We start from the raw sequence: 13,445 nt of genomic DNA, 5'->3' as shown, positions 1-13,445 counted from the left end.
GAGAGCGGCTGACTGATGGGCGCCTATATTCTCCGTCGACTGCTGCTCATGATCCCGACCCTTTTCGGCATCATGGCCATTTCCTTCATCGTTGTGCAGTTTGCACCCGGCGGCCCCGTGGAGCAGGTGATTGCGCAGATCACCGGACAGGCCGGCGGCGCCGATGCGCGCATTTCCGGCGGCGGTGGAGATTTCGGCAATCAGGGCTTTGACGGCGGGTCTGTCGAAGGCAGTGGCGTAACCTCTAAATATCGCGGCGCGCAGGGTCTCGATCCCGAGTTCATCGCCTCGCTTGAAAAGCAGTTCGGCTTCGACAAGCCACCGCTTGAGCGTTTCGCCCTGATGATCTGGAATTATGCACGGTTCGATTTCGGCGAAAGCTATTTCCGCGACATCTCGGTTATCGACCTGATCCTTGAGAAGATGCCCGTTTCAATTTCCCTCGGCCTCTGGATCACGCTGATCTCCTATGGGATCTCCATTCCGCTCGGCATCCGCAAGGCGGTGAAGGACGGCTCGGCATTCGACGTTTGGACCAGCGGTGTGGTGATTGTCGCTTATGCCATTCCCGGCTTTCTGTTCGCCATCCTCCTGATGGTGCTTTTCGCCGGCGGCTCCTTTTTCGACTGGTTCCCGCTGCGCGGTCTGACCTCCGACAATTGGGAGAGCCTTTCCTGGCCGGCGCGCATTCTCGACTATTTCTGGCATCTTGCGCTGCCTTTGACGGCCATGGTGCTCTCGGCCTTCGCCACGACAACACTTCTGACCAAGAACTCGTTTCTCGATGAAATCCGCAAACAGTATGTGGTGACCGCCCGCGCCAAGGGGCTTTCGGAACGGCAGGTGCTTTACGGTCATGTGTTCCGCAATGCGATGCTGATCATCATTGCGGGCTTTCCCGGTGCGTTCATCTCCGCCTTCTTCACAGGCTCGCTGCTCATCGAGAGTATATTCTCCCTTGATGGGCTCGGCCTGCTGGGCTTCCGCTCGGTGATCGACCGCGATTATCCGGTGGTGTTCGCCAATCTCTACATCTTCTCGCTGCTCGGCCTGGTCATCAGCCTGATTTCGGACGTGACCTACACGATGATCGACCCCCGCATCGATTTCGAGCGGAGGGATGTGTGATGTCCGACATGCAGGTCCAAAGTGAGGTGGCAGCGGTGCGCCGTCCCGGTGCGCGGCCGTGGCTTTCGCCGATCAACAAGCGCCGCTGGCAGAACTTTTGCGCCAACCGGCGTGGCTACTGGTCTCTCTGGATCTTCCTGATCCTGTTCGTGCTGTCGCTATTTGCCGAATTTCTTGCCAACGACAAGCCGGTGCTCGCCTACTACAAAGGCGAGGTTCTGTTCCCGGTTCTGGTGGATTATCCGGAAGAAAAATTCGGCGGCTTCCTCGCCGTGACGGACTATCGCGACCCGATCATCTCAGAGGAGATTGAGGCCAATGGGTGGATGGTGTGGCCGCCCATCCGCTATTCCTACCGCACGGTGAACAATGAAATTCCCGAGGCGGCGCCGGCCAAGCCTTCATGGATGTACACCAGGGAAGAGCGCTGCGGACGCTATCTGCAGGGAGCGGACGATCCGGCCTGCACACCCGGAAACTGGAACTGGCTCGGCACCGATGATCAGGCCCGCGACGTGCTTTCGCGGGTGATCTACGGGTTCCGTATCTCGGTTCTTTTCGGCCTGATCCTGACCGGTGCCTCGGCGCTGATCGGCGTGAGCGCCGGCGCGATCCAAGGCTATTTCGGCGGCTGGACGGACCTCCTGTTCCAGCGCTTCATCGAGATCTGGTCGTCAATCCCGGTGCTCTATCTGATCCTGATCATCGCCGCCGTTCTGCCGCCGGGCTTCTTCATCCTGCTCGGCATCATGCTGCTTTTCTCGTGGGTGGCTTTTGTGGGCGTGGTGCGCGCCGAATTCCTGCGCGCACGCAATTTCGAATATGTGAGTGCGGCGCGGGCGCTTGGCGTTTCCAACCGCACGATCATTTTCCGGCACCTTCTGCCCAATGCGATGGTGGCCACCCTCACCTTCCTGCCCTTCATCCTGAACGGCTCGATCACGACGCTGACATCGCTGGATTTTCTGGGATTCGGACTACCGCCCGGCTCCCCTTCGCTGGGGGAACTTCTGCGGCAGGGCCAGCGCAACCTCAACGCGCCATGGCTCGGCATCGCCGGCTTCCTGAGCCTTTCGATCATGCTGTCGCTGCTGATTTTCATCGGCGAAGCCGTGCGTGACGCCTTCGACCCGCGGAAGACGTTCAAATGAGTGACGCTCCCCTCCTCTCGATCCGTGATCTGTCCGTAGCCTTCAGGCAAGGGGCTCAGGAGACACTTGCGGTCGATCACATCTCATTCGACATCGCGCGTGGCGAGACTGTAGCGCTAGTGGGTGAATCGGGGTCCGGCAAGTCCGTTTCCGCACTCTCGGTTCTACGGCTTCTGCCCTATCCGGCGGCGAGCCACCCGTCCGGCGAGATATTCTACAATGGTGTGGACATCCTTGCCGCCGACGAAGCGACACAGCGCAAGGTGCGCGGCAACGAGATCTCCATGATCTTTCAGGAGCCGATGACTTCGCTCAATCCGCTGCACACGATCGAACGGCAGGTTGGCGAGATGCTGAAACTGCATCGCGGCATGGGCGACAAGGCGGCGCGGGAGCGCACCCTTGAACTGCTGAACCAGGTCGGGATCCGCGACCCGGAGAAGCGGCTCGATTCATTCCCGCACCAGCTTTCCGGCGGCCAGCGCCAGCGGGTGATGATCGCCATGGCGCTCGCCAACGAGCCCGACCTCCTGATCGCCGATGAACCGACCACCGCGCTCGACGTGACGGTGCAGGCGCAGATCCTGGAGCTTCTGGCCGATCTTCGCCGCAAGAATTCCATGTCGATGCTTTTCATCACCCATGATCTGGGCATCGTGCGCAAGGTGGCGGATCGGGTCTGCGTGATGACCGACGGCAAGATCGTGGAGAGCGGGCGGACGGAAGATATCTTCACCAACCCACAGCATGCCTACACACGTCATTTGATCGAAGCGGAGCCGAAGGGGCGTCCGCCAAAAGCGGACCCGACTGCGGAAACCGTGATGAAAGGCGACGAGATCAAGGTCTGGTTTCCTGTAAAAAAGGGGCTGATGCGCCGCACGGTCGACTATATCAAGGGTGTCGACGGGGTGGACGTGACGGTGCGCGCGGGACAGACGCTCGGCGTGGTGGGTGAATCGGGCTCCGGCAAGACGACACTCGGCCTGGCTCTAGCCCGCATGATCGGTTCCGAGGGGCACATTCAGTTCTCGGGCCAGGAGATCGACCAACTGTCCTTCCGCCAGATGCGCCCCTACAGGCACGCCCTGCAGGTGGTGTTTCAGGATCCTTATGGTTCGCTCAGCCCACGCATGTCGGTTGCAGAGATCATCGAGGAAGGCCTGCGCATTCACGAACCCGGCCTCTCGGCCGATGAGCGCGACGCCATGGTGGTGGATGTTCTGAAAGAGGTCGACCTCGATCCCGATAGCCGGTTTCGCTATCCGCACGAGTTTTCGGGCGGTCAGCGCCAGCGCATCGCCATTGCCCGCGCCATGGTGCTGAAGCCGCGCTTCGTGATGCTGGACGAACCCACCTCGGCGCTCGACATGAGCGTGCAGGCGCAGGTGGTGGATCTTCTTCGTGATTTGCAGAAGCGACACAATCTGGCCTATCTGTTCATCAGTCATGATCTGAAGGTCGTGCGCGCGCTTGCCAATGAAGTGATCGTCATGCGCGCCGGCAAGGTGGTGGAGGCCGGCCCGGCGGAACAGATATTCGATGCACCGCAAACCGACTACACGCGTGCGCTGATCGCAGCCGCATTCAACATAGAAGCCACGCCGGGAGGTGTGGTGAGCGAGTAAGATCCGAGGGACAAACCATGAGCACTCAGAAACGCGGTCGCGTCCTTCTTTCCGTGACAGGCTTTAATCCCCAGCGCTGGTACGACCTCCTTTCGAAGGAACGGGAGGTCGTGCTGGAGCCAGACGGCGCGGAAGACCCTTCCATTGATTATGCCGTGGTTTGGAAGCACCAGCCCGGGGTGCTTGCCAAACTGCCGAACCTGAAAGTCATCTTCTCCATTGGAGCGGGCGTGGACCACATCTTCGCCGACGACCAGGTGCCGAATGTGCCCATCGTCCGCGTGGTGGCGGACAATCTTACGCAGTATATGTGTGAGTATGTGACGTGGCGTGTGCTCGACCATCACAGGCAGGGTTCCGTCTACAGGGAACAACAGACCCGGAAGGTCTGGCACGAGCCTCGGCAGCCGCCAGCCAACGAAGTTTCAGTTGGCATCATGGGACTGGGACAGCTTGGCACACGCGCCGCGCAGGCGCTGCGTGCGGTCGGCTTTTCGGTGAATGGCTGGAGCCGTACACCCAAGGACGTTGAGGGCATCAGGGGCTTTGATGGCGAAGACGAATTGACGCCCTTCCTCAACGCGACCGACATTCTGGTGGTCCTGTTGCCGTTGACGGCTGTGACCCAAGGAATCGTCAATTACTCATTGCTCTCGCGACTGCGGCAGGACGGGCCGTTGGGCGGCCCCTGTCTCATCAATGCCGGACGCGGTGGCCTGCAGCGCGAGATCGACATCCTCAAAGCACTTGAAGAGGGTGTGCTGAAAGAAGCGAGCCTCGACGTGTTCGAACGCGAGCCACTGGCGCCGGAGAGCCCTCTCTGGTCGCACCCCCGCGTTTTCGTGACGCCCCATGCGGCTGCCACCTCCAACCCCGCACATCTGGCGCCCCTCATGCTGCAGCAAATGGATGCGTTTGAACGTGGTGGAGCGCTCGACAACCTGGTCGATCGCAACGCCGGATATTAAGGACGACGGTAATGGGTTGGACGGCCGTAGAGCCGTTCGATCCGTTCAATGGCATCACTGAGCAGTTCGCGTGCGACGGTCATGGTATTGCCGTTTGCGTGAAGCATCATCGCGTGATCGAGCATGATCGCCACATGGCCCTTCCAGAACACGAGATCGCCGCGTTGAAGCACGGTCCCGGCAGGACCAATCAACATACCGATGCTGTCGGCCTGCATGTCCGTATCGCGGAGCACGGATTTTCCGGCCATGCGCATGGAAAGCTGCACCAGACCGGAACAATCCATTCCGAAACCGCTCGTGCCACCCCACAGATAGGGTGTGTGCAGAAAGGTTTCTGCGACCGTGACATAGTCCTCGTGATATGCGTCGAGAGGCTGCAGGTGGCCCGCAACCATCGCGCCACCTGACGCGAGAAGCATATATTGCGTACCCCGGTTTTCGACAATCTCGCTCACGCAGACAGCGGCGCCCATGCTGTGAGCGGCGATTGCGGGTTTCTTCAATTCCGGCTCGGGGTAGACAAAACTGCGCTGTGCGGTGACGCGGTGCGTGGGCGTGAAATCCGTATCGGCAAGTGTATGTGCATTCACATAGCCGACATATCCATCGCGTTCTGCCTGCACCCAGGCCCAGCCTTCGCGGTGTTCGAACACGCGTACCGCATCACCATGGAGGAACTGGGTGTCCATGCCGGCGTCGTGGCGCGGGGCGCTATGCACATCGGCAACAGGTGCTCCGATACGGGCGGGTGTGCCGGCGGTGAAACGTTCTGCCTTCACCTTGCCCTCCAAACGGGCATCGGCAAGATCCGGGCGGTGAGCGTGCAGGCGGCGATCGAGTATCGTCATAGGGGCAACTCCGCAGACCTGGCCACCACCACATCGCCGAACCGCTCCACGAAGAGCGCACCCTCGACAGTGCGCTTGATCAGAACATTTCGGCGGTCACTCGGGTCGCGATGGCGTGAAACAAGTTTCAGGGCACCCATTGTATCGAGGGCGCGGGTGATAACGGGTTTGGATACATCGAGTTTCTCGGCGAGGCCCCGCACGGTGTGCGGTGGCGGGTCCAGATAAATCGTCAGAAGAATCGCAAGCTGGCGCTCCGTCAGATCAGGTGCCTTGCCGCGGACCTCGGCGAGGCAGACCTGCTGCCACAGACGCAACGCCTGGCTTGGCCTTAGCTGGACGGACATGTCAGGATCTGCCTTCGCGTGATACCGGAAACCGTTTCGGCTCCGTTTCATTCATGCCGCGAAAGGCGGGCCGGCGCAAGTATCCACCGAAGCTTTGTCAGGAGGCACTCCCGTAGCGGTTCGCCAAAACGCGCTCGATGGCGCGGATTCCCTGTGCTTCGCCACCGATGGGCGCGTAAGGCTTGTCTGCCGGGTTCCAGCCATAGATGTCAAAATGCGCCCAGCTCTTCGCCTTCTCCACGAACCGGCCAAGGAAAAGGCCGGCAATCGGAGAGCCCGCGAAGCCATCGAGTGAGACATTGTTGATGTCGGCGATCTTTGAATCCAGACGCGAGAGATAGGGCTTCCAAAGCGGCATGCGCCAGAGTGGGTCGGCAACGCTCTCCGAGGCTTGCGCCAGGGCACCTGCCAGCGCTTCGTCATCGGTGTAGTATGGGGGGACATCGGGTCCGAGCGCGACGCGCGCTGCACCGGTCAGCGTCGCCATGTCTATCAGAAGTTCCGGTTCCTCCTCGTCCGCCAGTGCCATCGCATCGGCAAGCACCAGCCGGCCCTCGGCATCGGTGTTTCCGATCTCCACGGTGAGACCTTTACGGCTGGTCAGCACATCGCCGGGACGGAAGGCATTGCCCGCAACGGCGTTTTCCACTGCCGGAATGAGCACACGCAGACGAATGTCCAACTTTGCCGCCATGAGGATTGCGGCAAGACCGAGAACATTGGCCGCACCGCCCATGTCCTTCTTCATGAGCAGCATGCCGGCGGCGGGCTTTATGTCCAGGCCGCCGGTATCGAAACAGACCCCCTTGCCGACAAGCGTGATCTTCGGTGCATTCTCACGCCCCCAGCGCAGATCGAGAAGGCGCGGTGCAGCTTCAGCAGCGCGGCCGACCGCGTGGATCATGGGAAGGTTTTTCTTGAGAAGGTCGTTGCCAAGGGTCACCGACAGCGAGGCACCATGCTCATTGGCGAGTGCGCGGGTGGCGTCCTCGAGCGCATCAGGGCCCATATCGCCGGCAGGTGTGTTGATGAGATCGCGCGCGAGGAAGCAGCCATTAGCCAACCGCTCGACGCGATTCGCATCGACACCTTCAGGCAGGACAAAGCCAAGAGCATTGCGCGGCTTCTTACCGTAGCGTGTGAATGCGTAGGACCCGAGCAACAGACCGAGGATTGCAAGTTCCGCGTCTTTCGGAGCATCGGCAAAGTGCCAGTCGCCCTCCGGCAGGTGCCGGGCCAACGCACCGGCAGCAAGCGGGTTGCCTGCATCAGTCTTGCCAAGCCCGAAAAAAGCGCCGGCGACGGCGCCATTTTCACCGGGTACCGTCAGAACCGTGGCCGCAGCCCCTGAGAAGCCGTTTGCCTTCGCCCAGGAGATCGCTGTCTTCGGCGCTTTGCAAGCATCCAAGGCATCCGCCTCTACCGCGTATACGGGCAGGGATGAAGCCTTTGGCGAGCTCAGGAGCGTAACGGACATTTGGTGTCTCCTCATTTACGTTTCGCGGTGCGCTTTAACGCTCCGTTAGGGTTAACAGAATATTTCTCTCTGTTGAGAGTTGGCCGTGGAGCGGCCGAAGCCAACCGGAGGGCGCGCGCAGATGTTTACCGAACAGCGCACGAATGCAACCGTAAACAGGATCACGAAGACAGCGATTGCGCTGATTTTGGCGGTGTCAGTGGCGGGCTGTGCCAAGGACCGGATCACGACCGGTTCCGTCAGCCGCAGCACGCCCAAGGCAGTTTCCAATGTTTCAGCCATGAGCGAATCGCAGTTGCGCAGCACCGCCGATTCGCTTGGGCGCGCCTACACCCAGAACACCAAGGACAAGGGCACCGCGCTACAATATGCATCGGTTCTTCAGATGACCGGTCGGGTCGACCAGTCTCTGGCAGTGATGCGAAAGCTCGCGATCGATCATCCCACGGACCGCGACGTTCTGGCCGCCTATGGCAAGGCATTGGCCGCCGCCGGCGAGCTTCAGCCAGCGCTGGACGCGGTACGCCGGGCGCAGACTCCGGAATATCCGGATTGGCGGCTGCAATCGGCAGAGGGCGCAATCCTGGATCAACTCGGACAGAAAGATGCAGCCCGGACGCTTTATCGTCAGGCTCTCAACCTCAAGCCGGGTGAACCCTCCGTGCTTTCGAACATGGGCATGTCGTATCTGCTTGAAGGTGACCTGAAGTCAGCCGAGCATTATATGCGCCAAGCCGTACAGGCTTCCGGTGCCGACAGCCGCGTGCGCCAGAACCTGGCGCTCGTCGTCGGGCTCCAGGGGCGTTTCGGCGAAGCGGAGCAACTGGCCCGGCAGGAGCTTTCGCCCGAGCAGGCCGAAGCCAATGTCGCCTATCTTCGCTCCATGCTCGCGCAGCAGAATGCGTGGAGCCAGATCTCTGACGACGAAAAAAAGAAGCGCCAATAACAGCGCTTTCAAATGAAAACAGAATTGAAAAAGGCCGCTTCGAGCGGCCTTTTTTTGGTAAGCTCAGAACAGCCCCTGTTGCTTGATCTGGATGCCTGCCGGCCCGAGAATCACGGCAAACAGGACGGGGATGAAAAAGAGGATCATTGGAACGGTGAGTTTGGGCGGCAAAGCGGCGGCCTTCTTTTCCGCCTCGTTCATCCGCATCTCTCGGCTTTCGTCCGCAAGCACCCGAAGGGCATGGCTCACCGGCGTGCCGTAGCGCTCGGCCTGGATCAACGCCTGGGTGACGCTCTTGACCGTCTCCAGCCCTGTACGTGCGGCTAAATTCTCATAGGCCTGACGGCGTTCCTGAAGGAAGGAGAGTTCCGCGGTCGTCAGTACCAGCTCTTCGGCCAAAGGTACCGACTGAATGCCGATCTCGTCTGCCACGCGCCGGAAAGCTGCTTCGATCGACATGCCCGATTCGACGCAGATCAACATCAGATCGAGCGCGTCAGGCCACGCGATCTGGATCGACTTCTTTCGCTTTGATGCCAGATTGCTGACATACAGAACAGGTGCGTAAAAGCCTGCATAGGCGGCGATGACACAAACAAAAAGCTTCACGAACAAAGGCTGCTCGGGGAGCCCGCCAAGGACGAAAATATAGACGACTGCGAGAAGCAGCGTGACGAACGGAAGAATAAGCCGGAAGAAGAGAAACTTCGTCAGCGGGTTCTGGCCCCTAAAGCCGGCCGTGCGCAACTTCGCCACCGCCGCATCGTCGGCCAGCGCGCGGCGCAGATCGAGGCGGTCGACGATGGCGCGCATGCCTTCCGACTGATGCTCGCGCAAGCCCCGGCGACGCTTGTCGGCCTCGGCGGCAAGACGCGCGCGCTGCCGCGCCCGCAATTCCTCACGCTCGAGCGCAACGCTTTTCATGCGCGCCTTCAGAGGATCGCCACCAAATGCCGGCAGAAGCGTAAACACGGTTGCGAAAACCGCAACTGCGACCAGAAGCGCGATCAGGAAACTGGGTTCGATGATACTTCCGATGACGTTTGAAGGCATTGTCTAAACCTCGAAATTGATCATGTTCCGCATCACAAGAATGCCGATCGTCATCCACATCGCAGCGAAGCCCAGAATCAGATGCCCAGCGCTGGTGGTAAAGAGCGGGATGATGTAGCTCGGGCTGGTGAGATAGACGAGGAAAGCGACGACAAAGGGCAGGGCTCCGATGATAACGGCCGATGCCTTGGCTTCCATCGACAGCGCTTGAACCTTCGCCTTCATTTTCTTGCGGTTGCGAAGCACGCGGGACAGGTTTGACAGCGCTTCGGAAAGATTGCCGCCCGCCTGAGACTGAATCTGAATAACGATGCCAAAGAAGTTCGCTTCCGGGCACGGCATGGTCTCGCCCATCCTTACGCAAGCTTCCGGTGTCGAAACGCCCATTTGCTGGGCTTCCACGATCCGGCGAAACTCGGTACGCACCGGTTCCTGCGACTCACTTGCAATCAAACGTATGCCGTCGTTGATCGGCAGGCCCGACTTCACCGCACGGACGATCACATCAAGCGAATTCGGAAATTCATTCAGGAACGCTTTCACGCGGCCACGGCGCCGCCAGGACACAAACCAGCGCGGCAAGCCCAGTGCCCCGACAATCAAGGCGCCCGGAAGCACGAAGAGCGGAACACCCATGAAGAAAACTGCCAAGGTCAAAACCAATCCGCAGATTGCCGAAACGATGTAAAAACGCTCCGGCGTTACATTCATCCCAGCCTGCTTGAGCTGCATTTTAAGTGGTGGTTTGCGAACCCTGCTGTCGCGCTTTTTCTGCCTCTCTTCCAGATCCTTCAGCGAGTCCTGAATCGATTTGCGACGCTTCGCCGTTTCGGCAACACGGTCGCGTGAGGCTTTGATCGAAACCTGATCTGTCTGGGCCCGCTTCACTGAGTCCAGTCGCCGCCCGACTTTTTTCTCTGCGGTAATGTTGTTGAACATCAACGCATAAGCCACCGCCCCGGCGCTGCAGCCGGCCAGAAGAACGAACGCAATCAGAGTGATGTCCATTCCAAACATGGATTTACCTGTCCAAACCGGAACAGAAAGGCGCCGACATCCTAGTCAGTCTTCCGTTCCATCGCTTCCAGCGCATTCGCCAGACGCTGCTCTTCACCATAATACCGGGCACGGTCCCAGAAATGCGGCCGTGCGATGCCGGTCGACACGTGTTCGCCAATAATCTTGCCGTTCGCGTCCTCGCCCTTCATGTCATAGAGAACGAGGTCCTGCGTGATGATCACATCGCCTTCCATGCCGATCACCTCGGTCACGTGCGTGATGCGGCGCGAGCCATCACGCAGACGCGTTGCCTGGATGATGACATCGACCGAGCCGACGATGATTTCTCGCACGGTTTTCTGCGGCAGCGTGAACCCGCCCATGGCGACCATGGACTCGATACGGTTCAGACATTCACGCGGATTGTTGGAGTGGATGGTTCCCATCGAACCATCATGGCCCGTGTTCATCGCCTGTAGGAGATCGAAGACCTCCGGGCCGCGCACCTCACCCACGATGATCCGCTCGGGACGCATGCGCAGACAGTTGCGCACGAGGTCACGCATGGTGACTTCGCCCTCGCCCTCGAGGTTGGGAGGGCGCGTTTCGAGACGGACCACATGCGGCTGCTGCAGCTGCAGCTCGGCGGAGTCCTCACATGTGATGATGCGCTCATCGAGATCAATGAAACTGGTGAGACAGTTCAGCAGCGTCGTCTTGCCCGAACCCGTGCCGCCCGAGATCAAAACGTTGCAGCGGACGCGACCGATGATCTTCAAGATCTCGGCACCTTCCGGCGAGATCGCTCCGAAGCGCACAAGCTGATCAAGAGTCAACTTGTCCTTCTTGAACTTACGAATGGTCAGTGATGCGCCATCAATGGCAAGTGGCGGGGCGATGACGTTGACACGCGAACCATCGGGCAGGCGCGCATCGCAGATCGGGCTCGATTCATCGACGCGGCGACCGACCTGACTGACGATACGCTGGCAGATGTTGAGTAGCTGCTGATTGTCGCGGAAGCGCACGCCGGTCTGTTCGACCTTGCCGTTGACTTCGATGTAAACATGCTCGGCACCATTGACCATGATATCGGCGATATCGTCACGTGCCAGAAGTGGCTCGAGCGGACCGTAACCCAACACATCGTTACAGATGTCTTCGAGCAACTCTTCCTGCTCGGAGATCGACATCGCGAAGTTCTTGATCGCGATGATGTCGTTGACGATGTCGCGGATTTCCTCGCGCGCGCTATCGGGGTCGAGATTGGCGAGCTGCGAGAGATCGATGGTCTCTATCAGCGCCGAGAAAACCTGGCTCTTTGTATCGTAATACGACTCGCTGCGCGCACGAGCGGGCTGCGGCGATCGTGCCGGCGGGGGAGGAGGCGCGACCGGAGCGGGCCTGGGGCTTTCTGCGCGCGGACGTGACGCTGCTTCCGGCGACGCCGGCGCTGCATTCTGCGCGCTCGCGGGGGCCGGACGCTCCGGCGTCAATACGTCGGTGCCGCCCGAAAAGGCTTTCGGGGTTTCGGTGTGCGGCGCTGTGGGATGCGGGACGCCTGCCCCTCTCTTTCCGAACATCTGACGCTACCAATCCGTATCAGCTTTTGCGTTTCAACCTGCCCAGGATTCCGGACAAGCCACTCTTCTTTTTCGGCTTCACATCACGCCGACCTGTCAGAATATGAGCGAGCTCATTGATCGTTTCGACGATGGGGTTGTTTGCGTCCATTTCGCCCAGCATGCGGCCGTTGTTGGCAGCATTGCCGAACAGTTGCGGCTCGAAGGGAATGGTCGCTGCCGGGGTTATACCGAGCGGTTCGGCGAAGTCTTCCAGCGATATTTCAGGCCGCTTCGGTATCCCTGCCTGATTGAGCAGAAGAACCGGCGCCTTATCGTTCGGCCGCAGCTTCTTCAGCGTGTCGATCAGGTTTTTCGTATTGCGCAGATTGGCAAGGTCGGGCGTGGCCGTGATGACGATCTCATCGGCCTGTGCAAGGGTCGTCTTGGTCCATCCGTTCCAGACATGCGGCACGTCGAGAACCAGCACCGGCGCGGTGCGCTGCGTCGTGTCGATGATTTGCGCAAAAGCCTCGGGATCGAAATCGTAAACGCGATCGAGTGTGGAGGGAGCCGCCAGAAGGGAAAGTCTTTCGGCGCACTGGGCCAGCAACCGATCAAGATAGACTTCATCAATGCGCTCAGGCGAAAACACCGCTTCGGCGATGCCCTGCGCGGGATCCTGATCGAAGTTGATGTTCGCAGTACCGAAAGGCAGATCCAGATCGGCAACCACCACTTCGTTCTCGAACAGATTGGAGATCGACCAGGCCAGGTTGTGGGCAACAGTCGAAGAACCGACCCCGCCTTTCGCACCGATAAACGCGATCGAGTGCCCCAGCGGCTCGGCCTCGGGGTCGACGAAAATATTGGCGATCACGCTGACAATGTCCGCCATCGAGATCGGCGCGACCACATATTCGGAAATGCCTGCGCGGATCAGCTCCCGATACAGCCAGACATCGTTGTAGTGACCGATGATGATGACTTTCGTCGATGGGTCGCAGACCGACGCCAACTGTTCCAGCGAGGCGAGCAGTTCTCGCGGCTCGGAGGACGATTCCACGATAACGAGGTTCGGCGTGGCCGCAGTCTGATAAAATTCGACCGCCGTAGCGACACCCCCCATATGCACCTTCAGATGGGTCTTCGCCATGCGCCGATCTTCGCCTGCCCGTTCGATCGGATTGGCAACGCTGTCGGTCTCGCAGAATGCCTGAATAGAGATTCTTGGGATCGGCCGCAATTTCTGCAGCGCTGGCGATGTGCCATCCTCTGGAACGAGATCCTCGTGGTCCGTTTCGTAGGCCAGATTGCTCATGTCATGCCCCTCGC

At 59.9% G+C, this 13,445-nt stretch carries 12 protein-coding genes; 5 read left to right on the top strand and 7 right to left on the bottom strand.

The window, feature by feature from the left end; genetic code table 11:
* Positions 1-15 precede the first annotated feature (15 nt).
* From KW403_RS09845 to KW403_RS09830, 4 genes are read left to right on the top strand one after another with little or no spacing between them, the layout of a single operon-like run.
* The gene (locus KW403_RS09845) at positions 16-1,128 is read left to right on the top strand and encodes a microcin C ABC transporter permease YejB (protein WP_223019325.1); all 1,113 of its coding nucleotides are present in this window, start codon (positions 16-18) and stop codon (positions 1,126-1,128) included.
* The gene (locus KW403_RS09840) at positions 1,128-2,279 is read left to right on the top strand and encodes an ABC transporter permease (protein WP_223019324.1); all 1,152 of its coding nucleotides are present in this window, start codon (positions 1,128-1,130) and stop codon (positions 2,277-2,279) included. The genes KW403_RS09845 and KW403_RS09840 overlap by 1 nt, the downstream gene beginning before the upstream one ends.
* A complete protein-coding gene (locus KW403_RS09835; protein ID WP_223019323.1) occupies positions 2,276-3,907 on the top strand; it encodes an ABC transporter ATP-binding protein in 1,632 nt (543 codons plus the stop codon). Before KW403_RS09840 ends, KW403_RS09835 begins: the two co-directional genes overlap by 4 nt.
* Positions 3,908-3,924: 17 nt before the next feature.
* A complete protein-coding gene (locus KW403_RS09830) occupies positions 3,925-4,875 on the top strand; it encodes a 2-hydroxyacid dehydrogenase (protein WP_223019322.1) in 951 nt (316 codons plus the stop codon).
* Here KW403_RS09830 and KW403_RS09825 read toward each other — a convergent pair.
* The 3 genes from KW403_RS09825 to KW403_RS09815 all read right to left on the bottom strand — a co-directional run bounded on the left by KW403_RS09825 (position 4,872) and on the right by KW403_RS09815 (position 7,550).
* A complete protein-coding gene (locus KW403_RS09825; RefSeq protein ID WP_223019321.1) occupies positions 4,872-5,726 on the bottom strand; it encodes a C40 family peptidase in 855 nt (284 codons plus the stop codon). The two genes, KW403_RS09830 and KW403_RS09825, sit on opposite strands and share 4 nt — an antisense overlap.
* Positions 5,723-6,073 (bottom strand): MarR family transcriptional regulator, encoded by a 351-nt coding sequence (locus KW403_RS09820; RefSeq protein ID WP_223019320.1) that lies wholly within the window; start codon positions 6,071-6,073, stop codon positions 5,723-5,725. The genes KW403_RS09825 and KW403_RS09820 overlap by 4 nt, the downstream gene beginning before the upstream one ends.
* A 97-nt stretch (positions 6,074-6,170) precedes the next feature.
* On the bottom strand, positions 6,171-7,550 hold the full coding sequence (locus KW403_RS09815) for a leucyl aminopeptidase family protein (protein WP_223019319.1): 1,380 nt from the start codon (positions 7,548-7,550) through the stop codon (positions 6,171-6,173).
* Positions 7,551-7,671: 121 nt separating this feature from the next.
* Between KW403_RS09815 and KW403_RS09810 the strand changes: the two genes are divergently transcribed.
* Entirely contained in the window at positions 7,672-8,496 is an 825-nt protein-coding gene (locus KW403_RS09810; RefSeq protein ID WP_223019318.1) for a tetratricopeptide repeat protein, read from the top strand.
* Between the two features lie 63 nt (positions 8,497-8,559).
* Here the strand turns inward: KW403_RS09810 and KW403_RS09805 are convergent, their stop codons facing one another.
* From KW403_RS09805 to KW403_RS09790, 4 genes are read right to left on the bottom strand one after another with little or no spacing between them, the layout of a single operon-like run.
* Entirely contained in the window at positions 8,560-9,549 is a 990-nt protein-coding gene (locus tag KW403_RS09805; RefSeq protein WP_223019317.1) for a type II secretion system F family protein, read from the bottom strand.
* A gap of 3 nt (positions 9,550-9,552) precedes the next feature.
* Entirely contained in the window at positions 9,553-10,566 is a 1,014-nt protein-coding gene (locus tag KW403_RS09800; RefSeq protein WP_223019316.1) for a type II secretion system F family protein, read from the bottom strand.
* Between the two features lie 41 nt (positions 10,567-10,607).
* Positions 10,608-12,131 carry a TadA family conjugal transfer-associated ATPase gene (locus tag KW403_RS09795; RefSeq protein WP_246637742.1) on the bottom strand — a complete coding sequence of 508 codons (1,524 nt, stop codon included), beginning with the start codon at positions 12,129-12,131 and terminating at the stop codon, positions 10,608-10,610.
* 19 nt (positions 12,132-12,150) lie between these two features.
* A complete protein-coding gene (locus KW403_RS09790; RefSeq protein ID WP_223019315.1) occupies positions 12,151-13,431 on the bottom strand; it encodes a CpaE/TadZ family protein in 1,281 nt (426 codons plus the stop codon).
* Between the last annotated feature and the right edge of the window lie 14 nt (positions 13,432-13,445).

Origin of the sequence: Nitratireductor kimnyeongensis (assembly GCF_019891395.1) — a bacterium.
Taxonomy (GTDB): domain Bacteria; phylum Pseudomonadota; class Alphaproteobacteria; order Rhizobiales; family Rhizobiaceae; genus Nitratireductor; species Nitratireductor kimnyeongensis.
The sequence above is the reverse complement of the archived record's forward strand: the minus strand, read 5'-3'. Positions and strand labels throughout refer to the sequence as shown.

What these genes read in the sequence shown, in the direction of transcription:
- KW403_RS09820 (WP_223019320.1), bottom strand. Translation starts at nt 6,073, where the DNA reads ATGTCCGTCCAGCTAAGGCCAAGCCAGGCGTTGCGTCTGTGGCAGCAG.
- KW403_RS09845 (WP_223019325.1), top strand. Translation starts at nt 16, where the DNA reads ATGGGCGCCTATATTCTCCGTCGACTGCTGCTCATGATCCCGACCCTT.
- KW403_RS09790 (WP_223019315.1), bottom strand. Translation starts at nt 13,431, where the DNA reads ATGAGCAATCTGGCCTACGAAACGGACCACGAGGATCTCGTTCCAGAG.
- KW403_RS09800 (WP_223019316.1), bottom strand. Translation starts at nt 10,566, where the DNA reads ATGTTTGGAATGGACATCACTCTGATTGCGTTCGTTCTTCTGGCCGGC.
- KW403_RS09830 (WP_223019322.1), top strand. Translation starts at nt 3,925, where the DNA reads ATGAGCACTCAGAAACGCGGTCGCGTCCTTCTTTCCGTGACAGGCTTT.
- KW403_RS09840 (WP_223019324.1), top strand. Translation starts at nt 1,128, where the DNA reads ATGTCCGACATGCAGGTCCAAAGTGAGGTGGCAGCGGTGCGCCGTCCC.
- KW403_RS09815 (WP_223019319.1), bottom strand. Translation starts at nt 7,550, where the DNA reads ATGTCCGTTACGCTCCTGAGCTCGCCAAAGGCTTCATCCCTGCCCGTA.
- KW403_RS09835 (WP_223019323.1), top strand. Translation starts at nt 2,276, where the DNA reads ATGAGTGACGCTCCCCTCCTCTCGATCCGTGATCTGTCCGTAGCCTTC.
- KW403_RS09825 (WP_223019321.1), bottom strand. Translation starts at nt 5,726, where the DNA reads ATGACGATACTCGATCGCCGCCTGCACGCTCACCGCCCGGATCTTGCC.
- KW403_RS09795 (WP_246637742.1), bottom strand. Translation starts at nt 12,131, where the DNA reads ATGTTCGGAAAGAGAGGGGCAGGCGTCCCGCATCCCACAGCGCCGCAC.
- KW403_RS09805 (WP_223019317.1), bottom strand. Translation starts at nt 9,549, where the DNA reads ATGCCTTCAAACGTCATCGGAAGTATCATCGAACCCAGTTTCCTGATC.
- KW403_RS09810 (WP_223019318.1), top strand. Translation starts at nt 7,672, where the DNA reads ATGTTTACCGAACAGCGCACGAATGCAACCGTAAACAGGATCACGAAG.